The organism is Emticicia sp. TH156, from assembly GCF_002855535.1.
Taxonomy (GTDB): Bacteria; Bacteroidota; Bacteroidia; order Cytophagales; family Spirosomataceae; genus Emticicia; species Emticicia fluvialis.
The window spans coordinates 85,736-111,875 of the sequence record NZ_PKRS01000001.1 but is presented as its reverse complement, the minus strand read 5'-3'; the positions used below and the strand labels follow the sequence as shown (position 1 = coordinate 111,875).

Sequence of the window (26,140 nt, the reverse complement as noted above, 5' to 3'; positions counted from 1 at the left end):
ACGTAATAAACCCGCCGCAAGTGGCATAAGTATATGTTTGGTATAATGGCAAATACCGCTATTCATAGCAGATTGTTATTTTGTACCTCATAAGCAAGATACCAGTAAGGTGAAAAATCGGCTATGTATATAATCCGCCAGGGTATGTTTAAGCGTTAGTTGTTTGTCTTTGAATAACTATCAGGAAAAATGAAAACAATGAAAAACTATGTGCTAAGTACTTATCTCTTATACTCACACAAAGTGTTATCAGCTTTGATATAATAAGATTTGTAATTGACCGCCTTTGGGTCCATGCAGCCTTTCAGGTTTAGTATTTCAACTTTTTTAAACTCAATAGGGTGGCTTTCTGCCTGCAAAGCTATATAACCTTCGGTTAAAGGTGTTCCATCTTTCTTAATCCATTCCTGAGCCGCGGCCTCATCCACGTGGGCGTCTTTCCAGCTATAATCGTTGCTTACAAAGCCACCGCCAATCTGAGGCCTTTCATATTCAAAAACAACTTTATTATCTATCCGGTGTTGTATCAGCGAGTCACCCAGCACCAGCGCTTCTATGGTTACCCATTGGTCGCCGTCATAAGTTTTAGACCACGAGTCAATGCAATGTTGGGTATTCAGTTTGCCTTTTATATAAACCTGCGTGCCTGGCGTACAAAGATTAGCCGTATGACGCTCGCCTTTGCCTAAGCCTCCCAGCATTTGTAGTTCAAGAGAAACGGGGAAGTCTTGTCCGAAAGACAAACTGGCTGCTGATTGTGAGTGCAACATCACACCGCTGTTCCGGACATTCCATGAGGCACCGCCTTTGGTCTGGTTACCTACAAAACGGTACTGAAAACGAAGTTTGTAATAAGAATATGGCTTATTGTAGTATAAATGGCCGTATTTTCCGTTAAAGGCTTCGTATTCGTCATACGCTATCTGAAGAATACCCTCTTTTACTCTAAAAGTATTCTTGTAATTATCGTTTAGCGGTTGGCCTGCAATTTTAATGTCCCAACCGTTCAGGTCTTTGCCATTAAACATTTGCTCCCATTCTTCTTTTTTGGGGTTATTTTTTTGCGCAGTAGCAGCCAGACAAATGGTGGCAAAAATCAAGAGTAGGAGTGGATTTTTCATAGATATTATTACAGATAAGGTTGATTCCTTAAAGGTATTAAAGTGTATGCTAAAAATCAAAACTCAATGGCTGCACTCTTGATTTTTGAGTTGAAGAGAAAGGTTTTTTTATGGCTGCCGTAGAATAAGTTAATCAGGTTGGTCTGGTCGTCAAATAACTCCTGCATCAGGTCATTATAAATGGTGTGGTCTTTAAGCGTTTGCCCTTCGGGTATTTCAATATAAACCCAGGTGGCATCGCCTTCAGGCTCTTTGCCCAGATACTGCATGGATTTTTTCTGTTTCTGTGGGCTTATAATGGCAAAATGTTGTTGCACATATTTACTTAGCAGGGCATCGCTATTATCGTTTTTACCCCCAATCATAACTTTTTGGCCATTGTTAAGTTTGGTTAGTGCGCTTTCGAGGTCGTCGGTAAACATACGGATAGTTACCTCAAGCGATTTCTCTCTGGCATTGTACTGTATTTCAGTTAATGAGGTATGAAAAGCATGCAGGGTAGTAGCCTTCCGGTTTTTTTGAATTTCTGACGGAACCAACAGTACTGATAGTGTAAGTATGAAGTGTATTAAAAACTGCATGTGTATAAATGAAAGAAAACCCGGGTAGTTACCTGCCCGGGCTGAATGATTTTATTTAAACAATGCCTTGAAAGTATCGTTGAAGAGTACAAGCACCATCAGGGTTAGCAGAATGAATGTGCCAACCTGTTGCGTGCGCTCCATAAACTTTTCAGACGGCTTACGTCGGGTAATCATTTCGTATAACAATACAATTACATGCCCACCGTCAAGAGCAGGTATGGGTAGGGCGTTCATAAATGCCAGCCCCATAGAAAGCAAGCCTGTTAGACCCCAGAATCTCTGCCAGTCCCAATAGCCACCAAAGTAACGTGCAAGACCAACCGGGCCGCTTACAGCATTGCCGGCAGAAATATGCCCTTTAAATATACGGCCAAAGCCTTTTATCTGATTAGGTATAACCGATAACGCTTCTCTGGCTCCTTCGCCGAAAGCCTCTCCGAAATTGTATTTCTGGGTGCTGGCAGTAAGGTCTGAAATGGCTCCAAACCCAAGCGTAGATTCTTTAGAAACCGTTGGGGTCAGTTTAACCAGTTGTTTGTTTCTTTCAACGGTTAACTCCACTTTTTTGCCGGGTACTTTTTTCAGTTCGTTCTGTAGCTGCTGAAAGAAAGTAATAGGGGTGCTGTCCAGCTTTACAATTCTGTCTCCTTCTTTCAATCCTGCTTTTTCAGCGGGCGAGTCTTTCATAATTTGCCCAACCGTAAACGGCATAATAGGCTCAATAAAAGGTACCTTACTGGCAACTTTATCTATCAGCTCATTCGGAACTGGAATCTCTTTAATTACCCCGCCCCTGTCAACTGTAAAGTAGGTGTTCTCCTGCATTAAAGCGGCACGTGCCTCGCTGAAATCGGTAAAATCCTGATTGTTTATTTTAATAATTCTGTCGCCGGTTTTAAGGCCTATCTCCTGTGCAAGCGGGTGGGCATAAATACCCAGTTTGTTAACTTCAGCTTTTGAATAGTATTCATCTCCCCAAACGTATTTTACCCCCCAGAAAATAAGAATACCCAGAATAATATTAACAATAATACCCCCCAACATAACAAATAAACGTTGCCATGCCGGTTTTGAGCGAAACTCGTAAGGCTCTGGTACTGCCGATAGTTGCGATGCATCTTTGGTTTCGTCAATCATACCTGCTATATCTACATAGCCACCCAGCGGAAACCAGCCCAGCCCATATTCGGTGTCACCTTTTTTCTTTTTCCATAAAGCAAAATTGAGCACATTCGGAAGCGGGAAAAGGAAGTCGAAAAATATATAGAACTTATTTACTCTAATACCAAAAATACGAGCGAAGATGAAGTGTCCAAATTCATGTAATCCGACCAGAATAGTTAAGGCAAGCAAAAGTTGCCCGATCATTGTTAAAACTGCCATTAGAAAATTTAATAATTTTTATAGATAATATAGGTTATTCGGTCTTAAAATATCCTTTTTTGCAAACGTAAATTTCGGGTTGATAGGTTCCATAATCGCCAGCTACATCAAAAGACCAGATTAGCTTTGCCTGTACTAGCGAAAGTAAGTTCAAAAATAGCATACTTATTATTGAAAAGAACGTTTTTTAATTAAAACTTTGTTAAGAATACACAGTACATACAAATTTAGCTTACCATACATGAACCCGTTACAGTACGATTTAATAATTATTGGTGGTGGCCCTATTGGGCTGGCTTGCGGATTAGAGGCGCAAAAGGCAGGTTTGAAGTACCTGATTCTGGAAAAAGGCTGTCTGGTTAATTCTTTATATAATTATCCGGCAAACATGACTTTTTTCAGCACCTCTGAGCGGCTTGAGATAGGAGAGGTGCCATTTGTATCAAACAATGCCAAACCTACCCGTAGCGAAGCGCTGGAATATTACAGACGGGTGGCTGCGCATAAAAAGCTGAATATAAAACTTTTTGAAGAGGTGCAGGAGGTAGTACCCGGTGCAGGCAGAAGTACTTACATGGTAATCAGTAAAAAGAATACTTATGAAACCGAACATATTATTATTGCGTCGGGGTTTTATGATATTCCGCAGAAGTTGGGGGTAAAAGGCGAAGAGTTGCCAAAGGTAACGCATTATTATAAAGACCCGCATTTTTATGCATTTCAGAAAGTGCTTGTGATTGGTGCAAATAATTCGGCCGTTGATGCCGCTTTGGAAACATGGAGGAAGGGAGCCGAGGTAACAATGGTTATCAGGAAGGATGAAATAGGCAAAAGAGTAAAGTATTGGGCAAAGCCGGATATTGAAAACAGAATTAAGGAGGGGTCAGTAAAAGCGTTTTTTAATGCTGAGGTTGAAGAAATACGTGATTATGAGGTAGATATCAGAACTCCTGAGGGAATTGTGACCATTGAAAACGACTGGGTGATTTCTATGACTGGTTACCAGCCTAACCTGCCGTTTCTGAAAAAAATAGGTATTAACCTTTCGGCAGATGAAATTATGAAACCTGAGTATAATGATGACACAATGGAAACCAATATGAAAAATGTGTATCTGGCCGGGGTAATATGCGGAGGAATGGACACCCACAGCCTTTTCATTGAAAACTCAAGAATACATGCTGAGAAAATTGTTCAGAAGATATTAAAAACCCCTGCCTTGTAAGCCGGGGTTTTTAATATAGATTACTGAAGTATTAATGACACCACCTTTGGTTGGATAATGGCATAGTCGGCTACTTTGCCCAACCCAGTATATTGTACTTTAAAGCCTTTGTTTTCTAAAAGATAAATGGCGTCTCGCAGGGTCATACCAGATACATTGGGGATGTCCTCATTTTCATTGATTTTGCGCCAGGTGATGTTGCTGCCGTTTTTTACGGCCTTTGTCCATCCGGCGCTGGCAGGCACATTTTCAAGCCCGAGGGTCTCGCTTACTGCTCTGAAATCCTCCGAATATCCACTTTGCTCGTGCGATGTTATGTTCTGTACGTTCGCATTTTTGTTTTTAGGAGGGTGCATGGCCACGTCATAGGCAAAAATTTTGTCGGCAATAGTACGGAACACCGGAGCGGCCACATCCCGGGCATGCACGTTAATACCCTGTGGCTCGTCAATAATTACGGCACAGCTGTATCTGGGGTTGTCTGCCGGAAAAAAGCCTATGAAAGCGGTATAATACTGCCCTTTAACGTATCCGTTTTCTCTTTTTTGCGAAGTGCCGGTTTTACCTGCCACTTTACAAAAACCCGTGTTAATGTTTTGGGCTGTTCCGTTTTCAACCACGCCTTTCATCATCTGGTGCACTATTTTAATCGTGCGGTCAGAGCAAATCTGTCCGTCTTTTTTTCCCTCAAACCGTTCAAGAACCCTGTCTGCTTCTCTTATTTCTTTTACAATATAGGGTTGTACCCATTTGCCTCCGTTAGCAATGGCATTGTAAAATGTAAGCATTTGCAAGGGGGTAAGGCGGCTTTCATAGCCTATGGCCATCCAGGGTATTGTTGTAGAGCTGAAAGTAGAGCTTTTACTGTCTTTAATAATCGGGTCGGTTTCGCCTCTTAACTGAAACCCTACCGGTTTATCCAGCTTCAGCCTGCTCAGGTAGGCAACAAAATTATTAGCTCTTGAAAACCCAAAATGCTGCTTTACAAGATTATAAATGCCTACATTACAAGAATTTTCAAAAATCTGTTGCACCGTCTGGCTGCCATGTTTGGCGTCGCAGGTTAGTTCAATATTGTTATGTCTGACAGACCCATCGCAGGTTGCACCAAAATCATTGGGGTTTAAATGACTTTTTTCAAGAATGGCCACCATAGTTGCCAGTTTAAATGTAGAACCCGGGTCGGTACCTCCTTTTACGGCATAATTAAAGTCTTCTGTGTAATAGGTCTGGTCGTTTTTATTTCTGCGCGATAGGTTGGTAATGGCCTTGATTTGCCCTGTGGCTACTTCCATTACAATGGCTGAACCATACTTGGCATTGGTACTCATTACCTGATTGCGTAATGAACTCTCTACAATGTCCTGAAAATTAATGTCTATGGTAGTTACTACGTCTTGGCCTGATTCCGGACGTACATCCGGAGAGTCTTCAACCGGTTTCCATACACCCCCTGCCAAACGCTGAAAAAGGCCTACGCCGTCTCGACCGGCCAGATAATTATTAAAGCTGAACTCAATACCGAAATCTCCTTTGGTTTGGGTATCGCGGTCTAGTTTACCAATAGACCTCAGGGCCATGTCATCAAAAGGCATTACCCGCCGGTTGAGTTGCTCAAACTTGCCACCGCCTTTCATAGGCCCTTCACGGAAAAACGGAAATTTTTTTATTTTTTCCATTTCCGTAAAATCTACCAGTCGGTCACCCAAAACAACAAAGTGTACTTTGCCGCCTTTGCGGGCATTCATTATCAGTTCACGATACTGCCTTGCGGTGCGGTCCTGAAAAAAACCGGCCATTAAATGGGTAAGAGAATCAAGCTGGGCATTCAGGTATTTGGGCTTGGCGCGGGTTACATCAATACCTACCCTGTATCGGGGAACAGAGGTGGCCAGAAGGCTACTGCCATCTGCAGCATAAATATTGCCGCGGGTAGCTTTTATTTTCATGGGTTTGCGTTGCACTTTGGCAACTTTATCCATCCATTTTTTTTTCTGGAAATTCTGTACCACAAATATCTGAGCGGCTATCAATGTGCCAATTACAAATACCAAACCAAACGTAAGTTTGGCTCGCCATTGAATTTCTTCACGGATAGAGGGCTTAGCTGACATGACTTTATTGATGGTTGTAATCGGCCTGTTATTCTTTTACTACTATTTTGTTTGGCGGCGTTATGTTGTCTTCCAAGCCTTTGTCTGATAGTTTCCTGGCAATTTCCGACTGCTTGCTGGCATACATGTAACGCGATTTCTGCGATATATACTCGGCGCGTCTTTCTTCCATATCCAGGCGGGTCTTCTCAATTTTTTTAATAAAACCTTCATAGCTATGCTGAATATAGATATAAAAAATACCCAATGCACCCAGCCATACAATACGTTTGAGCGTTTCGGTAGGGAGCGCGTCTCCTAAATGCAGCCGATTTTTTAGCCATGAATTGATATTATCGAACAGCCCGGCCTTAGGCGCAGCCTTGGGCACAGACGGAGCAGGACGGTGGCGAAAAGTATTAGTTGCCATTCCGGTAGTATTTATGGTTTTATTATAAAAGCACGATTGTAAAACAAATGTATGAAATATCTGATAATTTTCAGAAATAGACAAACGGTTTTTATGAAATTTAATATCAGAATAAAGGAGACACCGATAAAAAAAATCGTTCCTTTTCAAGAACGATTTTTAGCAGTTATTCTTCAAAAATAACACTGAATATGATTAAACGGTATTAAACTTACCGCCGGTTGATTGCCTTTAAGCGAAAACTGTTTCCAGGTGTTGCTTTTCCGGAAAATTCGGCGTAACCAAATCAGCTTCCGGCTTATAGATATACGGCATCGGGAAGCCTCTCTCCTGGAATGTGCCCTCTGCAATGTTATTATAACGCAACTGAACCGACCAGCGGATGTTTTTAGTAATGTTTTCGCCCGAGCGGTGAACCAGAAAAGCAGAGAAAACCAGTAGGTCGCCTACTTCAAATTCAGTTTGTACATATTGTTCTTCGGGCAGGTCTTCCTGTATACTACCCAGATAGCCGGAGGTATCGGCTTTCAGCAAACCATCTTTATGGCTGGCAGGCAGAATTTGCAATGAACCAAGGGCTTCTCCACAGTCTACCAAAGGGAACCACATCACAATGCTGTCAAGCGAACCCTGGCCCGTACGCCAGTCCTGATGCGCGCCCAGTTTCCAGTGGCTGCCACCTTTTGACAAATAACGGCTGTTGAACTGCATGGCCGGGCGAACACCGATAATGGGGAAGTCGTAACCAATTGACTTTAACAAATCAACAATTTTAGGGTCAGTACCCAGCCGGTGAAGAGAAATCAGATGTTGCACCTGCTTACCCGTATTAACAAAAGTGGTGAAATCGGCCTCAAAAAAATCAAACATGGCCTGCTCAAACTCATCTTTGTTATTGATATCTACTTTTTTACCCAATACTCTTTCTATTTGTATGGCAAAGAGTTTACGGGCTTCGGTATATATAAGTGCTATTTCTTCTTTATTAAAGAAATTCTTGATTATTATATAACCGTCTTTATTGAATTGTTCTTTCATGGTAACCTTCGCTTTAAACATCAAAAATAAAACAACAGGGCAAAATTAGATGCTGTGGTAAGCTCCAAAAATGATGCTCATCAGAAAATCATTATTTTTCCCGAACGGCATAGCCAAAACCTGCGGCTCCGAAACCGTTGCCGTTATATAACAGATATTTTTTGTTATTGTGTTCGTAGCAATAGGCATAATCTATCATTTGATAGTCGAAATCATCGGGGTTCTCAGACTTGTGAATACCAACCAGATTATCTTTGCGGTCCCACTTGAATCCGTCTTTTGACTCAGCATAACCTAAGCGATAGCCTTGGTTACGGTCTGTGCGATAATCGCGGGTGTGGCGATAAGAGTAGTACATTTTAAAAATACCATCTTCAAAAAATACACTCGGGCGGCCAACGGCATGCAGAAAATCATCAAAAGGCAAGGCCACATCGCCGGTTGGTTCCCATTTAATGCCATCATCTGAAACCGCCACGCGGCAATCGTAATAGGGCTCAGGGTATCCGTGAATATACTCACATTTCTGGCCTGATATGTACCACATCATCCAGCGGCCATTTACATACATTACCGATGGCTGTGCTGCCCAGATAGGGTTATGAATAGAGCGGTCCATAATAGGCCCGCGGAACATTTTCTTGAACGTTATGCCACCATCAGTACTAACTGACAAACCCATTGACAGCCGGTATGAATTATGGGTACGGTTCCAGCCGGTATAATATAACCAGATATCACCATTGGCTTGCGGCACAAACCATGAAGGCATGGCACCTGTTTCGTCATATTCGCCCGGCCCGCCTAAATCAAGAACGAAGGTGTCGTGTATATAGAGAATCTTCGTCGGGTCGTCATAGTCCACATCAATGAATGTCGGGCGTGATTGGCCGTGATCATCTCTTGATGAAAAGTAAACTCTTAAAAAGTCATTATGTTTATAAGCATACGGCACCTGCGCATGCGAACGGCTATGAACCAATGTTCCGTCGGGTTTGTATATTACTCCTTTTTTTTGCCAGATATTTGCGTTAGCCATGTTTATTCCCCTATTTCTTTTATTATTTTCTCGGCGACCTGTTTCAATTTTGGTAGTTCGTTAATGAGAACAACCCAAACCATTTTAACAGAAATACCAAAATATTCGTGTGTTATAATATTCCTAAAGCCTTTAATACCTCGCCAGTCTATTTCGTCGTACTTATTTTTTACTTCATCAGATAAGTGCCAGGATGCTTCACCGATTGTTATTAATTGACGTTCAGTAGCAGAGCGAATAAGAGAGCTTGCCTGAAATTCCTCATAATTGAGTGTCCCTACAAAACTTTCTATTTCTTTAATAGCATCTAAAATATGCTGCGCTCTTTGTACGTCTCCAAATCTACCTTTCATAAATCAAGATTTTATCTTTATCAATAAAAGGTTTGATGTGCTTTGATAAGCCGTCTTCAGCAACTAAATCGATATCAACTTTAAGTAGTTCTTTCAGGTCTTCAAGCATCCGCCCAAACTCAAAAAGACTTACATTTTCATTTGAATCAATGTCTACCAATATATCTAAATCACTATCTTTTGATTGTTCATTTCGGGCATAAGAGCCAAAAATATAAGCCTTTCGTACCGGTTTGTTACGAAAATAGTTTCTGATGATATTGATAGTTCGTGTATGCATTACTTATTCGCTTTCCTATTCCTCTCCGCCCTAATTCTCCAGTTGTCTTTAAAGTCTTTGCCCGGTATTTGCAGATTTACATTTACAGTCGGGGCTTTTTTGGTCTTTTTGAACTCCAGCACATAATAGCCGTTACCGAAAATCCATTGCAGTTTTACATCTTTTACGTTTTTAGGTAAGTCCTGCAAAGGCACCTGGTCAGCAAACATGGGGTTAGCATCCATCAGAATCTGATAGGTTTTCTGGTCTCTCAGCCAGGCACCTACGCTTTCGTCACCTACAACTACTCTGCCACCAATTTTAACTACACGGTTAAACTCTTCAAATGCCTTGGCTCTTTCAGCAAAGGTATTGATGCCACCAAAATGAAAAACGGCATCAAAGAAATTGTCTTCAAACGGCAGATAGGAGCCATTACCTATGAAGTAATCAATTTTTACATCCTTTTTATCAGCAAACTTCTCTTTAGCATGCCCAAGCATGGCAGGAGATAGGTCAGATAAAACGGCGTGTCCCCCAGGAGTGATTTTGTCAATAATAAAGGCTGAATCTTTTCCTGTACCAGCGCCCACTTCCAGAACTTTCATGCCGGGTTTCAATTTCAACAAGCCAATCATGAGTTTACGTGTGGCGGCCTCATTGGCATGTAAAGACTGAAAAACCCATGAAACCCCACGGTCGTAACGCAAGTGGGCACCATTATAGGCTACCTGTTCTTTGCGGTCTTGCTCGAAGAGTTCTTTCGGATAAACCAGGTCTACAATGTTGTTTATATCATAAGAGATTGGTTCTTCCTGAGAGGTATTGTGAAGGGTTTTGCCGTCGGCCGATACAACAAGTTTGGTTCTGGTTTTCGGGCAAATAAGCTGGTCAAAAAATTGAGTCATTATCGATGTATATTCTGATTTAAAGCGTCAAAGTTCAAGATTTTTAATGAAAAAACCATGTATAACCGGTTTATTCTATTGGGCGGTTTATCTGTAAAAACCTGTTAGAAAGGCCAACAAGTAAATGGCACTAAATAGTAATTACAAATTAATATCCTTACTGGAAACCTCCGCTTTTACGGCCGGATTTCCTTTCCAGATACTCCACGGCTCAGTTTTGGTTTTGGTCAGGTTGGCTCCCATGGCTATCAGTGTACCTTCGCCTAATGTACAGCCGTCGCGGATGGTAGCGTTGACACCAAAGAATGAGTATTCTCCGACCAGACATCTACCCGATAACACCACGTGAGAAGTGAAATAGACATGGTCTCTGATTTCGCCATGATGCCCGATGTGGTTACCGCTCCAAAGCACCACATTATTGCCTATTTTTACAAAAGGCTGAATGGTGTTATCTTCCAGTATAAAGCAGTTTTCTCCAATCTGGTCGGTTAAAACGGTGGCTTTAGAGCTGATGTAAGAGATACACTCATAACCCAGCGCTTTTATTTCTCCGTAGATTTTAGCCCGGATCTGATTCATTTTACGTTCGCTCAAGGGGGCAAAGAACTTGTATTCTGCAGGAGGGAACAAAGCAGGCACATCTTCAAATGCTACCAGCTGAATACCACAGAAAGTAGTTTCACCTTCTTTTATGTAATCTCTGTTTTTTGTGAAGGCTACTATCTCATGTTCTGAGTCATGAGTAAGATAATAATGGGCCAGTTCTGCCACTAATTCTGTACCGAAAACTACTACTTTTGCCATTTTGGTGTTTTTATTTTAAACCAACTCAAATTCTTTTAAATATTGCTGAATTGCATCTGCCGGGCAAAACATCAGGATATCAATCATAGAAAGCCACGGCACAAATTCATTTTTAAACTGATTGTACCGAACTGGCTTTGCCTTGATAAAATTAAGTAAGATTTTATTATCAGCAAATAATTGCTTGTCGTAGATGGCCATTCCTCCAATCGGGTTAATGTAATGGCCGGCGTTTTCCTGCTTGCAGATATCAAGAATCCGCTCCTGTGCTTTCAGATGCTGATTATTATAAACAACCGAACTTTCTACAAATTCGGTTGTAATGCCTAAATAACAGCTGGTTGTTTTCAGACTTTTGGTGCATAACTCGGCAATATTAGCCGGTTCTGACTGAAACACTTCCGCCAGAATCGCAATTGTTTCGTTATAAAAAGGCGCTTTTTTGTATGATTGCTCTATGGTTCTTAGAAATTTCTTTGACCATACCGGCAGGTTATCAACTGCTATATCTCTGATGAGTCGATTCTGGCTGGCATTAACCAATGGCAGTGTAAAGAGTGATGCCTTGCCCGCCACTAATATATTGTTGCGGTTAATCCAACCCTTATTGATATAGGCCACGTCGTCATACACAATAAATTTATCAACCGCATTGATTAACTGAAAATAACCAATGTATGGAAAAATATAAGGTTGCATGATTCCGATTGTCATGGCTTGTCAGCGGCTTTAGTTTTTAGTTTTCTAAGAAAAAACGAACTTTCTTTAACAGGTGTATCATTGTGTTCATCTTTTTTACTCAATTCAATGTCTCCTTCTTCAAATGGCAATACTCCTTCTGAGTAGAACAGATATTCAGCCTCAGCCGGAATCGGTTTTAGTCTGCTGCGGAAAGGGTGTATCGGTATTAACCTGCGTTTAAAGTCTTTTCCCCATAGCGGATACTCAAAATCTTCATGCTCCTGCTGCGTCCCTAAGGCAACCACGGCATTTTCGGGTACTATTTCATCAAACCTCTGATAGGCTTCATAAATGTCTGGTCTGGCAACCGTCAGCTGTTCCATCCTACTCATATTGAAGATGTTTTTCTTTCCGAATACCGGATGAATCCTTGTAAACAACATGGTGCAAATGGCCGAAACCGCTATTAAAACACAACACACCACTTGCCAGTACTGCCATAGCTTGCGTTTTATGCTAAATAAATAGAACACAACAAGTAAGGGCATACACCATACAGCCATGTTTAGAAAATAACGCGCCTTGATGGGGTCGTAGGGTGCTGAGTAGCATAATGATAAAAAATGCAACAGGGCAGCAATTGCTAATATTCCTAAGCCCTTCTCAAGCGGGGTAATGGCGTGGTAACGGCCTGTAAATCTAAACAGTAAAATAACCAATACAGGAAGCACCATACCAAAACTGATGATTCCCCAGTAAGGGCGTTCGATATAGAATCGGATGGGGTGGTCGAAAGAAAAATAAGATACGACAGTAAATCTTTCTCCTTCAAGATGCAGGCGGCCAAGCATTTTGTCTGGTATTACTCTGAATACATCATTAACCCGTTTGCCTGCAGGGGTGCTGCGCAAGCCATCTAAATTCAGGAAATCAGAAGAGTAACGCCCGGCATTCAGAGCCATATTTTTTACTTTATCTTTTGTGCTGTAATCTTCTATCCCATGCCATTTCATTACTACCGGCGGGGCGGAAAGGCTGCCCAGACTAAACCGGCCTACTTCTTTTATGTTGCCGATGTATCCTGTCGGGAGCGCATAAATACCAACACTGAGCATAAAGCTAATCAGGAACAGATTGATATTCTTATAGAATTCTTTTTTGATTAATACCGTGTAAACTGCTACTGCAAAGGCAGCAGGTGCTATTAAAAGAAAGGTAACTTTATGGCCTATCCAGACACCGGCTATCAGGCTGATTAATAGTATGTTAAGCGGTGTTGGTTTTTGCCTGAATGCAAATAAGCAATAAGCAAGAATACCCAGATAAGCTGTAAGTACGATGTCCGATTCGGTAGTGGTGGCCTGTATCAATGCCGTTGGTAATAAAAGTGTTACCAAGCCAGTAAAAACAGAAGCAACAAAGTTTTTAGAGATTTTAAACGCCAGGGCATAAGCTGACAAAGCAAATATCCAGTAAGACAGATAGTGTATTACTTTAAATCCTTTTTCGCCTATCAGATGGAAGAAAAACATCTGCAAAGTTGGCAGGGAATTAGGATAAAAATCGATGGTCCAGGTGGTGCCTTGCAACCTGTTCATGTTGCCGTTTTGCAGGTAAAGTGCGCATTTTACCAGATGGCCTGTCATGCTATCCCATTCATTGGGGTAGGTAACAAAGAAAATAACAAGATTAACAACTGCCGTAGCTACTGCCGCGAATATAAGTACCCCAAATGAGACCTTATTTGTAAACGAAAGACCTGCCCAGGCAGTTTTTGATTTGTTGTTTAACTGGCTGAATCCTTGAGCCAGAGTAAAGTTCTGCTGATTACTAACCTGCCTGAAAACAACATAAAACAACAGGGAAATCAGATTTACAGACACCCCCCAGGCCCAGGGCTGGTTAATAAGATTGAACTCAGATAAGATAAAGCCAGAGGGAATAATGCAGGAAACCAGCCCAAGAAACAGTTTCAGGGAGTAATCACTCAGGCTTTCAGAGATATAAACTGAATTTCGATGGATTTGCCATATAAAACCCAAAAAGAGGAACAGAAATATCCAATACATTCAAAAATGGTGGTTTCGTTGGGTGCAAAGGTAAGACGTTATGTCAGTTTGTCCTACGGTCATATCAAAAACTCAAACAAATCAGGCTTTTTATTGATGTATTCAAATGGTATATTGTGTTCTTCCAAACGCTGAATCAATGGCTGGTAGTCTGATTTCTGTTTCAACTCTATACCCACCAGGGCTGGGCCGCGCTCGCGAGACGTTTTCTTTGAGTATTCAAAATATACGATGTCGTCAGTAGGACCCAGTACATCGTTCAGAAATTCTTTAAACGCACCGGCGCGCTGAGGAAAACGGATAATGAAATAATGTTTAAGCCCTTCATATAGCAGTGAACGTTCTTTGATTTCTTCAGTACGGGTAATATCATTATTACCACCGCCTATAATACACACGACGTTTTTGCCTTTGATTTCATCTTTTAAAAAATCAAGGGCTGAAACCGACAAAGCACCGGCGGGTTCGGCAACTATGGCTTCTTCATTATACAATTCCAGAATGGTTGAACACACTTTCCCTTCCGGAATCAGGATAATTTCATGATTAAGGTTTTGTTTGCACACCTCAAAGGTCAGGTCTCCTGCTCTTTTTACGGCAGCGCCGTCAACAAATTTATTGATTTCTTCCAGTGTAACAACATGGCCTGCTTCCAACGATTTTTTCATGGTAGGAGAACCCTCCGGTTCAACCGCTATCAGCTTTGTTCGTGGCGACAGTTGTTTAAAAACCGTAGAAACCCCTGAGGCCAGTCCGCCACCACCGATGGCAAAAATGAGGTAGTCTATCTTGAAATTGGCATCTTTAAATATTTCAAGGCCTACGGTTCCTTGTCCTTCAATTACCTGAAGGTCATCAAACGGATGGATGAACGTGGCTTTCTGCTCTTCACAAAAGTTTTTGGCAGCAAAGTAGGCGTCGTCGTAGGTATCACCCACCAACTCTATTTTTACAAACTCTTTGCCAAACATACCTACCTGCTTTATTTTTTGGGCAGGGGTAGTGGTAGGCATAAAAATAGTGCCTTTTACACCCATTTTACGGCAGGCGTATGCCAGGCCCTGGGCATGATTACCCGCGCTGGCGCATACCACCCCCTTATCTAGTTGCTCTTTGGGCAGGCTGGCCATTTTGTTGTAAGCGCCCCTGATTTTATAAGAACGCACTACCTGTAAATCTTCACGTTTCAGATACACATTGGCTCCGTAACGTTCTGACAGATTCAGATTATGCATTAAAGGTGTGTGCGTAGCTACGTCTTCCAGCCTTTCGGCTGCTACATACATATTGTCAATATCCGGAAGAGTCAGTTGTTTTTCTGGCACTGTTTTGTTGATGCTGGTCATTGGTTAAATCTGTTTTTAACCTGAAATAATTATAAGAACCCCTTCGGGCGGTAGATAAATACCCGAAAGAATTTTTTGCCAAATGTAATAAAAAATAAAATGAGTAGGCAAAATACCTACTCATTGAATGATTTAATTCTATTTAATGCAAGAATTAGTTTCTTTCAGGTCTCAGGCTACGTACAGTAGCGCCTGCCTGCCACATTTCTGAATCACGTAGTTCGGCCAATTCAACTTCCAGTTTTTCACGGTAGTCAGGCTGAGAGTTACGTTCAATAGACTGAGCGGCTTCTTTTTGTGTTTTTACACTGTTATATAGTTTTTTGAACACCGGTTTGCTGGCATCGCGGAAAGGCTTCCACCAGTCAAGCGCACCGCGTTGAGCAGTTGTTGAACAGTTGGCGTACATCCAGTCCATACCGTTTTCTGCTACCAATGGCATCAATGATTGTGTTAGCTCTTCTACAGTTTCGTTGAAAGCTTCAGAAGGAGAGTGCCCGTTTTCACGTAGTACTTCGTACTGAGCTGCAAAGATACCCTGAATAGCGCCCATCAAAGTACCTCTTTCACCTGTAAGGTCAGAAGTTACTTCACGGTAGAAGTCAGTTTCAAACAGGTATCCTGAACCTACACCGATACCCATGGCAATGGCTGTTTCGCGGGCATGGCCTGAGGCATCCTGATACACGGCAAAGCTTGAGTTCAAACCTTTACCTTCTACAAACAGGCGACGAAGTGAAGTACCAGAGCCTTTAGGGGCAACCAATACGACGTCAACACTCTTCGGAGGTTTGATGCCGGTTTTTTTGCTGTAAGTGATGCCGAAACCGTGAGAGAAGTACAAAGTTTTACCTTTTTTAAGGTGTTGTTTAACGGTTGGCCATAATTGAATTTGAGCTGCATCAGACAAAAGGAAACAGATAACAGTACCTTTTTTCAATGCATCTTCAATGTTGAAAAGTGTTTTGCCCGGTACCCAACCATCTGCAACTGCTTTGTCGTATGTTTTGCCGGGGCGTTGTCCAACAATTACGTTGAAGCCGTTGTCACGCATATTCATTGCCTGACCAGGCCCCTGCACTCCGTAGCCAATTACTGCGATGGTTTGGTTTTTCAAAAACTCTCTTGCTTTTTCAAGAGGGTACTCTTCGCGGGTTACTACTTCTTCTTCAACACCGCCAAAATTTAACTTTGCCATTTTATTGTTTTTGTTTTGTGTTTATGCGATAAAAATATGATACTACTATAAATAATACTCCCATTCAGTAATTTCTTCGGGCAGGTATTCAATCAGCCCCTGCGGGGTTTTGCCTACGGCTACTCTTCCTGAGCGAACGAACTCTATAATACCATGTGGTTTGATATACCGGAAGAAATCAAATATTTCTCTTTCTGTACCGGTTTTTTCAATCACAACGTAATCAAGCCCCCAGTAAACTACCCAGGCCTTATATACCTTATTGATGTTTTCAACATCTATTACTTTGCCATCAATGGGTGTTGAAATCTTAAAGAGGGCAATTTCGTTGTAAACGATGTCTTCATTCAGATAACCGAAAACAGCTAAAACTTCTACAACCTTACGAATCTGGCGTACCAGCTTTTCTACCTCTTCACGTTTGTCATGTTTGATGACAATCGTAAAGCGTGAGATACCCTTTCGTTCGGTTTCAGAAACAGTCAAAGATTCAATGTTGATTCTTCTTCTGGTAAAAATTATTGTGATTTTGTTGAGTAATCCGATGCTATTTTCGGTAAATACGCAAATAGTGTATGTTGTCATTAATAATCAGGAATTAGTGAATTAGCGGATTAGCGAATAATTTGAATGACAAACTGCTTGATTCGCTCATTCGTCATTAGCCATTCACTATTACTCCAGTCGTATGTCGGCTACGCTTGTACCTGCCGGAACCATCGGGAATACGTTTTCCTCTTTTTCTACCAATACCTCCAGCAGATAGGCTTTGTCTGACTGTAGTAGCCTGTCAAGCGACTCGCTGAGGTTTTCTCTTTCAGCACAGGTGTGGCCTTCAATGCCAAATCCTTTGGCTATGGTAATGAAATCAGGATTCTTTAGTTCTACGAATGAGTAGCGGTTATCGAAGAACAATTGCTGCCATTGGCGTACCATACCCAGGTAATTGTTGTTCAGGATAATCATTTTAACTGCCAGCCCGCTTTGCGCAATGGTTCCCAGCTCCTGGATGGTCATCTGAAAACAACCATCGCCAATAATGCCTACCACTTCGCGTTCAGGTGCTCCCATTTTGGCGCCGAATGAAGCCGGAATAGCAAATCCCATAGTACCTAATCCGCCGGATGCAATGTAAGAATTAGGCTTACGGAACTGGTAATACCGTGCCGTTACCATCTGGTGCTGGCCAACGTCTACCACAATACAGGCTTCACCTTTGGTTTTGTCAGACAGCATGGCAACTACTTCTGCCATTTTTATCTTGCCTTCACCTTTCAAATCGCGTAGCGTTACTTTCTGGTGTTCTCTGGCATCCAGTTTCCTGAATTCGTTTTTCCAGGCAGTAAATTCTCCTCTCTTAACCAGCGGCATCAGCATTTTCAATGCTTCTTTGGCATCGCCAACTACAGGCGCTTCGGTTTTCTTTATTTTCTCTATTTCAGAAGGGTCAATTTCTATATGAATGATTCGCGCCTGTTTGGCAAACCTTGTTGCATCGCCCGTTACGCGGTCATCAAAGCGCATCCCAATGGCAATCAACACATCGCACTGGTCTGTCATTACATTAGGTGCATACATGCCATGCATACCCAGCCAGCCCATATAATTGGGGTGGTCAATCGGTACGGCAGACAAACCTAATAAGGTGCTGGCGCAAGGCATATCTGTTTTTTCAATAAACTCAAGCAGCTCTTGTACGGCATCAGCAATTAATACGCCGTGGCCAAACAATATATAGGGGCGTTTAGCCTTGTTAATCAGCTCGGCGGCTTTTTCAATCTGCTCTTGCTTAGGCACAATGCGAGGGCGATACGTTACCAGTTTATTTACCTTTTGGTAACTGAACTTGTCTGTCATTTTACCGGCCTGTGCGTCTCGGGTGAAATCTATCACAACCGGGCCGGGCTTGCCAGCCTGGGCAATGTAAAATGCTTTGGCCATTACCTCTGGTACTTCATCGGGGCTGGTAATCTGGTAATTCCACTTGCAAACTGGCGTTGTTACACCAATCATGTCAGTTTCCTGAAATGCATCGGTACCCAATAAAGTAGATTTAACCTGGCCTACAATACAAACCAACGGGGTGCAGTCAATAATGGCGTCTGCTATGGGTGTTATCAGGTTTGTGCCACCCGGACCAGATGTTACCAGACAAACACCAGGGCGGCCGCTGACACGCGCATAACCCTGCGCGGCATGGCCGGCACCCTGCTCATGACGGACAAGTATATGGTTAAGACGGTCTATATAGTCATAGAGGGCATCATAAGTAGGCATAATAGCGCCACCGGGGTATCCGAAAATGGTTTCTACGCCTTCGGCCAGCAGGCACTCCATCATGGCTTGTGCACCTGTAAGATATTCTCTCTTTTGGGGCTCTTCAAGGGGTAAAGTTAATACCTCCTGCTTGGCTTCTACTTCTAATAAATTTCCCATGTCAGAGTGGTTTTTAATGTATACTTATATTGTTGTAAGTCTTTTCGCCGGTTATCTTTTGTAAATACTGCCGAAGCCACTGTTACGGTTTTCCGGCTTTGTCAGTTACAGGTCTGTTACGCAACCTTCACTAGCCGAACTTACATTTTTGATGTATTTTCTAAGTACTCCTCTTTTAAATGTTGATTCTTTCGGTTGCCAGGCTGCCCTGCGTTCGGCCAGTTCTTCGTCTGACACGTGCAGAATCAGCTTATTGTCAATGGCATCAATAGTAATTTTGTCGCCATCTTTTACCAGGGCAATTGTGCCGCCATCATAGGCTTCAGGTGTTACGTGGCCTACTACAAAACCGTGTGTACCACCCGAGAAACGGCCATCGGTAATCATGGCTACTGAATCGCCGAGACCGGCACCCATTACTGCTGAGGTAGGCTTGAGCATTTCTGGCATACCCGGCCCGCCTTTGGGGCCTTCATTGCGGATTACCACTACATGCCCTGCTTTTATTTCGCCTTTGCTCAAAAACTCAATTACTTCTTCTTCACGCTCACATACTTTTGCAATACCTTCAAATTTTTCGCCTTCTTTTCCTGTTATTTTTGCTACCGCCCCTTTTTCGGCCAGGTTTCCGTATAAAATCTGTAAGTGGCCAGTGGCTTTGAGCGGACTGGTAACCGGGCGAATTATGCTTTGTGTGCTGAAATCAAGGTCTGGTACATCCTGCAGGTTTTCGGCAACGGTTTTACCTGTAATGGTGATGCAGTCGCCATGCAACAAACCGTTTTGTAAAAGATATTTCATTACTGCCGGTACACCACCAATGGGGTGCATGTCTTCCATATAATATTTACCTGAAGGTTTCAGGTCGCCCAATAAAGGTGTGCGGTCTGAAATGGCCTGAATGTCATCTAATGTAAACTCTACACCTGCCGAAGAGGCAATGGCAAGGTAGTGTAACACCGCGTTGGTAGAACCACCTAATGCCATTACTACCGTAAGCGCATTTTCAAATGCCTTGCGTGTCATAATGTCGCGCGGTAGTATCTGCTTTTCAAGAAGCACTTTCATGGCGGCACCAATGGCAAGGCATTCTGCCTTTTTGCCTTCGTGTGTGGCCGGGTATGATGAGCTGTTCGGTAAGCTCATGCCCATTGCCTCAATAGATGACGCCATCGTATTGGCTGTGTACATACCACCACAGGCACCCTGGCCCGGAATTGAGTTCTGGATAACGCCTTTATAATCTTCGTCAGATATATTATTGGCAAACTTTTTACCCAATGCCTCAAAAGCCGAAACGATGTCCAGCTTCTGGCCATGGTAATAACCTGATTTCACAGTGCCGCCATAAACCAAAATGGCAGGGCGGTTTAGGCGTGCCATGGCCATCATGGCGCCAGGCATGTTTTTATCGCAACCTACAACGGCAATTACACCATCATACCATTGGGCCGAAACCACGTCTTCAATTGAATCAGCAATGATATCGCGGCTGGGTAATGAGTAACTCATGCCGTCGTTTCCGTTGGTCATTCCGTCTGAAACACCAATCGTATTAAAAATCAGCCCAACCATTCCGTTTTCCTGCACGCCTTTTTTTACATGCACCGAAAGCCCATTCAAATGAATGTTACAGGGGTTGCCCTCATAACCGGTACTGGCTATACCAATCTGGGGTTTTTCCATGTCTTCCTCTGTAAGGCCAATGGCATAAAGCATGGCTTGTGCGGCAGGGTTTGTTACTTCCTGTGTAAGTGTTCGACTGTATTTATTAAGCGTGGTCATTGAAATTGAATGGGGTGATTTAAGTCTTAAATAATATTTTGTTCATAAAAAAACCTTCTTCACACAGTGAAGAAGGTCGTCAGGCTATGGTCATGCGTCCTCCTTCACACTCGCTAGGCGAGCAGGTGAATAATTAGAACGATAATGACTCTATATTGACTCATGAATAAACTTCTCTATTTGCGAAAATTCGCTAAGTGCGAATCATATTCTATACAAATGTAGGTGAAAGGATTTTTTAATTCCAAATTTTTTAAAATAAAATTTCAGAATTTCCATTTTTTTGCACTTTTCTAAGTTGCCTTTAGGCTAATTCAAAGATTTTTTATGCCCCTGCGACCTCTTCGTAGGTGGCCTGAATGCTTCTCTGGATGCCATCGCCCTGCATTTGGGTTACGCCCGGTATAGCCGTGGACTTTAAAACTTCGTCTTTCGTTTTACCGGCTTTTACTTCGCCTTCTACAAAACTCCATAGCTTTGCCAGGTAGTCCTGAAACACCTTGATGTCTTCTTTATTACCGGTTATTTTTTCAGGGTCGAAGGCATGGCCGAAAACAAAAAGCGTTTGGTTATCAAAAGTAGATAGCGTTTTGTCAAGCACGGTAATCCAGCTTTTGACAGATGCACCGGCAGCACGGTCTACAAAAGGGTATCGGCGGTTAAAAAGCAAATCGCCCATGTGAGCCACATTGGCTTGCTCAAAATGTATAATGCTGTCGCCATTGGTATGTCCGGGTCCAAAATAATGGGCTTTAATGGTCTCTTTACCAACTTTTTGTTTCCAGGTGTCGGTAAAGGTTATGTCAGGATATAACTGTTTGTCTTCAGTTTTGGCCTTTTCTGCGGCTACTTTCTGGTTTTTCAGTGAATTACTATGGGCAACTACATGTTCAGCAATGCCTTTGAAAGCAATGTTGCCACCCGAATGGTCGCCATGATGATGGGTATTGATAAGCAGATGTATTGGTTTCTCTGATATTTTTTTCAGTTCACCAATCAGGTGATTCGACTGCTCAGGGAACTGAGAGTCTACCACGGCCAGGCCTTTAGTTGTAACCAGATAAGCTATAGTGCCACCGCGTTCAGTAAAAACACCTACGCCACCGCGTAAATCTTTCAGTTTATACGGATTCTGCGCCATAATACTGGCCAGTAATTCTTTGCCGGAAATAGCAAATGCCCCAAGAGTAAGGCCTGTGGTTTGTACAAAATTTCTGCGGTTCATGGGTCTAAAGATTAAAGGTTCTGTATGCTAATGTGTTACTAAACAGGTTGTTATGCTTTATCTGCTTATTCGTCTTCCAAAGCAGCTTCTACCATGTATCTGACGGATACGTCGTTGGATAGCAAAAGCCGCATCAGATGATTTTCACGCAGTTTCATGGTTCGCATGATGTCTTTAACCGGCAAACCCTTTTGGTGCAGGCTGCGTGCATGCCCGCCAAAGTCTTCAAAATATTGTAATTTGGCCCGTAATTGCTGTTTACCATCTTTTAACCGGGGGTGGTGCCCGCAAAAAAGTACATCAAAATTATATTGGAGTATATTTTTCATAGACGCTACCTGCTGCCAGAATTTCTCACCTTTTCTGAAAACCCTGATCCGGATACCCACAAACAAGTCGCCTGAAAACAGCCAGCCTTTGTTGGGCTCGAGAAAAACCGTGTGGTCGTCTGAATGCCCCGGTGTATAAATAGGTACTAATTGGTGGTTTGGCGTTTCAATAATGGCCGGGAAGTTGTGTATATGGCTTTCATAAGGTGTAATATGCCCGAAAAGCACCTTCTCATAAGGATGCAGACCGAAGCCTTTTTTTATTTTTTCTTGGGTTGCTGCGTGGGCAAATACTTCAGCCTGATGCTCAATGGCCAGAGCAGCTACATTACCTGAGTGGTCTTCATGAAAATGCGTCAGCAGAATTTTTTCAATTCTTTTGTCCTTCAATGTGGCTTTTACTTTTTCTCGGCAGTGCGCCTGAGCGGTATCAATTAATACGTGGTCAAAAACAAAACAGTACACATTAAACCAGGGTTTGCCGATAGGAGCATAACCAAAACGGAAAAGCTCAACATCGGCAAACTTTCTATGTTTCAGATATTGCATTTTTCTAAGAAGTAAAACATTAATTTACTCCACCTGTATTATTTTACGGTTTTGTAAATCTCATCGCCAATAGCTGTTCTGATGTTCAGCGTACTTATCTTCGTGTTATCACGGGTTGGGTAAACACGGTTTGATAAGAAAACGTAGGCAAAATTATATTTAGGGTCTACCCAAACGAAAGTACCTGTAAAGCCTGAATGACCATAGCTTTCAGGTGTTGCCAGTGTTGGCCCGTTGGCCACCTTAGGGTTAAAGTCTATTTTGTCAAATGCAATGGCTCTTCTGTTTTTTAGTTCAGGAAACTGGTAACGGGTGCACTCATCAACCACCTCGGGCTTAATAAACTGCTTGCCGCCGTAAGTTCCTTTTTGCAGATAAAGCTGCATCAGTTTCATTAAGTCGTTGGCATTGCCAAACAAACCTGCGTGCCCCGAAACGCCGTTAAGCATACCGGCGCCTTCATCATGCACACGCCCGTGTATGAGTGTATGCCTGAATAATGTATCGCGCTCGCTGGGTACAATCTGAGATTTAGCATAAAAGCGCAGCGGATTATAGGTAAGGCTGTTTGCCCCGAGTTGTTTGTAAGTTTTTTTTAGGTAGTCTTCCCAGGGCATGCCGGTTATGCGCGGCATAAAAGTCGGGTAGGCGTAGTAATGTAAATCGCTATACACATAGCCCTGATCGGGTTTAACAGGCGAATCTTTAATGGCATTGAAAATTTTCTCTCTGTAATCTTTGTGCAGCCACAGGCTGTCTGTGAGTTGAACAGTGTAATCGTCCGACGGTTCATTGGCAATCGTATTCTTTTTCCAAACCAATGTAACAGGCGACAGCGTTTCTTTCCACAGATTTTTATCTTCTTTAATGGCTTTCATGAGCAGGGCAAAGTATTTCTTTTTGCTCATTAAAAATTTCCTTTTGTATTTCTGTGCGTATTTAGCTTTAAATACGGGGCTGTTCATCACGGTCTTTACCGAGTCTATGCAGTCCATCCAGAACGGAATCCAGGCTTTCAGACCTGATTTATGGGTAAGCATATCTCTGAACCGCAGATTTGCCTTATTTGAATTATCAAATTCTGTATAGTAGTCCTTAAAGGTTTTGTCGAGGTCAAATTTGTTTTCGCTCATTAACTGCATTACAGCCAGTAATGATGTACTTACTTTGGTAACTGAGGCCAGGTCATAGAGGTCGGTTAATTTTACCTTGCCGTTTGATACCGCATTGGTTTGTGCCGGCCCTGCCTGTATAGAAGCCGCGCTTTTTACTTTTTCGTCCATCACATCATTTTTATTACCGGCGCTTAATACCATTTCATTGGCTGTATTCAGGCCTGCTTTGGCGGCTTCGTAAGTATGGTATCCAAATGCTTTTTGGTAAATAACCCTTCCGTCTTTGGCTACCTCAAGTACCGCACCGGGGTATGCTTTTTCTTTCAGACCCAGATTTACTACCGAGTCCATCCTGGCGTTGAAAACCTTACTGTCAAGCCCAACCATTTCGGGTACACCATAAGCTAACCGACCGATTGACTGGGTTTGTTTGCCAGATTCCAGGCGATAATTTTCATTAACTGTAACAGGTAGCTTGCCAATAAACGGAATAGCCCCGAAAATGGCTTGTGCCGAGGCCTCTTCCATGTAGGGGGTTAGCTGATAGGCCATTACAACGGCTTTAGCTTTGTCAAGGTCTTCAAATTTATCCAACGAATAAGGGTTGCCAAAGAGCGTTACTACGGCTTTGCCGGTATTTACCAGGGCTTTTACAGCCTTTTTATTGGCATCGGTAACACCATATTTAGCAGCCGGACGGATATTATTCAGGTGTACACCCACCAGTATAAGGTCATATCCTGAGACTTGCTCCAGCATTTTGCTGATGTCGGCATTGGTGGCATTGGCCGGTAAATTGAAATTATCAACAGCAGTATAGTTAGCCGCCATTTTCTGAAAAGCCGTTGGCTGAACAGCATCAACAGAAACCACGGCAATTTTGGCTGTCAGGTCTTTAACGGGTAAAACACTTTCTTCATTTTTTATGAGCGTAAGGGCTGCTTCTGCAAACTGACGGTTCAGCACGTCTGACTTCGTGGTGTTCAGGTCTTGTATCAGATTATTAATTTCTATTGGCTTATATTTATCTAAACCTACCCATGATTTAGCCATCAGGATTTTCTTAACCCTGAAATCAATTTCTTCCTGGGTTATTTCCTTATTGGCAACGGCTGCTTTAATGGCTGCTATGGCTGCCGGCACATCTTCAAAGGTTTCAAGGATATCATTGCCTGCCAGAATAGCTTTTACATTGGCTTGCCCGTTAGGGAAGTATTTTACTGCTCCCTGCATATCCATGGCATCAGTAAATACAAGACCTTTAAATTTCAAATCATTACGGAGCAAATCAGTAACTATATTTTTTGAGAGCGTAGAGGCCAGATTTTTGGTGCTGTCTAAAGCCGGAATACTCAGGTGGGCTGTCATGACACCGCTGAGGCCGCTGTTCATGAGCATACGGTAAGGGTAAAGCTCAATATAGTCCAGCCGTTTTTTGTCGTGGCTTATCAGGGGTAAATCATAGTGAGAGTCTACGCCTGTATCACCATGCCCCGGAAAGTGCTTGGCCGACGTCAGAATACGCTCGCTGTTCATGCCCTGCATATAAGCAATGGCCTTAGAGGCCACATCGTATTTGTTTTCACCAAACGAGCGGAAATTGATAACCGGGTTATTGGGGTTATTATTGACATCTACTACAGGGGCATAATTGATGTGCACGCCCATTCTGCGACATTGACGGGCTATTTCAGCACCCATCTCACGTATATCTGCTTCTTTACCTCTGATGGCGCCGAGGGTCATCTGATAAGGGAACCGAACGGTACTATCCAGCCTCATGGCTAATCCCCATTCTAAATCCATTCCTATCAGCATGGGTACTTTAGACATCCCCTGCAGCTCATTTACAATGCGAGCCTGTGTGGTTGGCTGGCCTGCAAAGAATACCATACCGCCCACTTTGTAATCCTGTACCCATTTTTTGAGTTTTTCAACGTTATATCCCTGGCCTGAAGTATTTCCCCGTGGCATCAATAACTGACCGATTTTCTCGTCTAACGACAGGGTCGCGAAAACAGAATCTACCCAGCGTTGGTTATAGTTATTGAGGAAATCGGGGCTTTTTTGAGCAAAGGAAGATAGCAGACTGAAAAACAGAAAACAGAGCAGGAATACTTTTTTCATGAGTTTAAGATTTTGTCGGAACAGAAATCAAAAATAGACA

The 26,140-nt window shown here is 42.6% G+C and carries 22 protein-coding genes; 1 reads left to right on the top strand and 21 read right to left on the bottom strand.

Features of this window, described 5'->3' with window-relative positions; all coding sequences use genetic code 11:
• Positions 1 to 221: 221 nt before the first annotated feature.
• The 3 genes from C0V77_RS00485 to rseP are packed head-to-tail and all read right to left on the bottom strand — an operon-like array spanning position 222 to position 3,088.
• Positions 222 to 1,121 (bottom strand): DUF1080 domain-containing protein, encoded by a 900-nt coding sequence (locus C0V77_RS00485; protein WP_101724354.1) that lies wholly within the window; start codon positions 1,119 to 1,121, stop codon positions 222 to 224.
• A 56-nt stretch (positions 1,122 to 1,177) separates the two neighbouring features.
• A complete protein-coding gene (locus C0V77_RS00480; RefSeq protein ID WP_101724353.1) occupies positions 1,178 to 1,702 on the bottom strand; it encodes a DUF6702 family protein in 525 nt (174 codons plus the stop codon).
• A 51-nt stretch (positions 1,703 to 1,753) separates the two neighbouring features.
• On the bottom strand, positions 1,754 to 3,088 hold the full coding sequence (gene rseP / locus C0V77_RS00475; protein WP_101724352.1) for an RIP metalloprotease RseP: 1,335 nt from the start codon (positions 3,086 to 3,088) through the stop codon (positions 1,754 to 1,756).
• Positions 3,089 to 3,329: 241 nt separating this feature from the next.
• On the opposite strand from rseP, the gene C0V77_RS00470 reads away from it, so the two are divergent.
• On the top strand, positions 3,330 to 4,313 hold the full coding sequence (locus tag C0V77_RS00470; RefSeq protein ID WP_101724351.1) for a YpdA family putative bacillithiol disulfide reductase: 984 nt from the start codon (positions 3,330 to 3,332) through the stop codon (positions 4,311 to 4,313).
• Positions 4,314 to 4,333: 20 nt separating this feature from the next.
• Here C0V77_RS00470 and C0V77_RS00465 read toward each other — a convergent pair whose 3' ends face one another.
• The 18 genes from C0V77_RS00465 to C0V77_RS00380 all read right to left on the bottom strand — a co-directional run bounded on the left by C0V77_RS00465 (position 4,334) and on the right by C0V77_RS00380 (position 26,100).
• Positions 4,334 to 6,427, bottom strand: coding sequence for a penicillin-binding transpeptidase domain-containing protein (locus C0V77_RS00465; protein WP_101724350.1), 2,094 nt, complete (start codon positions 6,425 to 6,427; stop codon positions 4,334 to 4,336).
• 28 nt (positions 6,428 to 6,455) lie between these two features.
• Positions 6,456 to 6,836 (bottom strand): FtsL-like putative cell division protein, encoded by a 381-nt coding sequence (locus C0V77_RS00460; RefSeq protein ID WP_143705979.1) that lies wholly within the window; start codon positions 6,834 to 6,836, stop codon positions 6,456 to 6,458.
• 231 nt (positions 6,837 to 7,067) lie between these two features.
• On the bottom strand, positions 7,068 to 7,874 hold the full coding sequence (locus C0V77_RS00455) for a phytanoyl-CoA dioxygenase family protein (protein ID WP_101725000.1): 807 nt from the start codon (positions 7,872 to 7,874) through the stop codon (positions 7,068 to 7,070).
• Positions 7,875 to 7,965: 91 nt separating this feature from the next.
• Positions 7,966 to 8,898 carry a sialidase family protein gene (locus tag C0V77_RS00450; RefSeq protein ID WP_101724999.1) on the bottom strand — a complete coding sequence of 311 codons (933 nt, stop codon included), beginning with the start codon at positions 8,896 to 8,898 and terminating at the stop codon, positions 7,966 to 7,968.
• Positions 8,899 to 8,915: 17 nt separating this feature from the next.
• Positions 8,916 to 9,266: a DUF86 domain-containing protein gene (locus tag C0V77_RS00445; protein ID WP_101724348.1), complete on the bottom strand. Its 351-nt coding sequence runs from the start codon at positions 9,264 to 9,266 to the stop codon at positions 8,916 to 8,918.
• Positions 9,256 to 9,546, bottom strand: a complete 291-nt coding sequence (locus C0V77_RS00440) for a nucleotidyltransferase family protein (RefSeq protein WP_101724347.1) — start codon at positions 9,544 to 9,546, stop codon at positions 9,256 to 9,258. Before C0V77_RS00440 ends, C0V77_RS00445 begins: the two co-directional genes overlap by 11 nt.
• Positions 9,546 to 10,433: a class I SAM-dependent methyltransferase gene (locus C0V77_RS00435; RefSeq protein ID WP_101724346.1), complete on the bottom strand. Its 888-nt coding sequence runs from the start codon at positions 10,431 to 10,433 to the stop codon at positions 9,546 to 9,548. Before C0V77_RS00435 ends, C0V77_RS00440 begins: the two co-directional genes overlap by 1 nt.
• Positions 10,434 to 10,574: 141 nt before the next feature.
• The gene (locus tag C0V77_RS00430; RefSeq protein ID WP_101724345.1) at positions 10,575 to 11,240 is read right to left on the bottom strand and encodes an acetyltransferase; all 666 of its coding nucleotides are present in this window, start codon (positions 11,238 to 11,240) and stop codon (positions 10,575 to 10,577) included.
• Between the two features lie 15 nt (positions 11,241 to 11,255).
• A complete protein-coding gene (locus C0V77_RS00425; RefSeq protein ID WP_101724344.1) occupies positions 11,256 to 11,954 on the bottom strand; it encodes a WbqC family protein in 699 nt (232 codons plus the stop codon).
• A complete protein-coding gene (locus C0V77_RS00420; RefSeq protein ID WP_101724343.1) occupies positions 11,951 to 13,990 on the bottom strand; it encodes a hypothetical protein in 2,040 nt (679 codons plus the stop codon). Before C0V77_RS00420 ends, C0V77_RS00425 begins: the two co-directional genes overlap by 4 nt.
• 59 nt (positions 13,991 to 14,049) lie before the next feature.
• Positions 14,050 to 15,336 (bottom strand): threonine ammonia-lyase, encoded by a 1,287-nt coding sequence (gene ilvA, locus C0V77_RS00415; protein WP_101724342.1) that lies wholly within the window; start codon positions 15,334 to 15,336, stop codon positions 14,050 to 14,052.
• Between the two features lie 154 nt (positions 15,337 to 15,490).
• Positions 15,491 to 16,534 (bottom strand): ketol-acid reductoisomerase, encoded by a 1,044-nt coding sequence (gene ilvC, locus C0V77_RS00410; RefSeq protein ID WP_101724341.1) that lies wholly within the window; start codon positions 16,532 to 16,534, stop codon positions 15,491 to 15,493.
• Between the two features lie 45 nt (positions 16,535 to 16,579).
• Positions 16,580 to 17,119, bottom strand: coding sequence for an acetolactate synthase small subunit (ilvN, locus tag C0V77_RS00405; RefSeq protein WP_101724340.1), 540 nt, complete (start codon positions 17,117 to 17,119; stop codon positions 16,580 to 16,582).
• Between the two features lie 90 nt (positions 17,120 to 17,209).
• Positions 17,210 to 18,970 carry a biosynthetic-type acetolactate synthase large subunit gene (ilvB, locus tag C0V77_RS00400; RefSeq protein WP_101724339.1) on the bottom strand — a complete coding sequence of 587 codons (1,761 nt, stop codon included), beginning with the start codon at positions 18,968 to 18,970 and terminating at the stop codon, positions 17,210 to 17,212.
• A gap of 105 nt (positions 18,971 to 19,075) precedes the next feature.
• Entirely contained in the window at positions 19,076 to 20,755 is a 1,680-nt protein-coding gene (gene ilvD / locus C0V77_RS00395; protein WP_101724338.1) for a dihydroxy-acid dehydratase, read from the bottom strand.
• A 325-nt stretch (positions 20,756 to 21,080) separates the two neighbouring features.
• Positions 21,081 to 21,980 (bottom strand): MBL fold metallo-hydrolase, encoded by a 900-nt coding sequence (locus C0V77_RS00390; protein ID WP_101724337.1) that lies wholly within the window; start codon positions 21,978 to 21,980, stop codon positions 21,081 to 21,083.
• A 65-nt stretch (positions 21,981 to 22,045) separates the two neighbouring features.
• Positions 22,046 to 22,858 (bottom strand): MBL fold metallo-hydrolase, encoded by an 813-nt coding sequence (locus C0V77_RS00385; RefSeq protein WP_101724336.1) that lies wholly within the window; start codon positions 22,856 to 22,858, stop codon positions 22,046 to 22,048.
• 38 nt (positions 22,859 to 22,896) lie between these two features.
• On the bottom strand, positions 22,897 to 26,100 hold the full coding sequence (locus C0V77_RS00380; RefSeq protein ID WP_101724335.1) for a glycoside hydrolase family 3 N-terminal domain-containing protein: 3,204 nt from the start codon (positions 26,098 to 26,100) through the stop codon (positions 22,897 to 22,899).
• Positions 26,101 to 26,140: the final 40 nt, after the last annotated feature.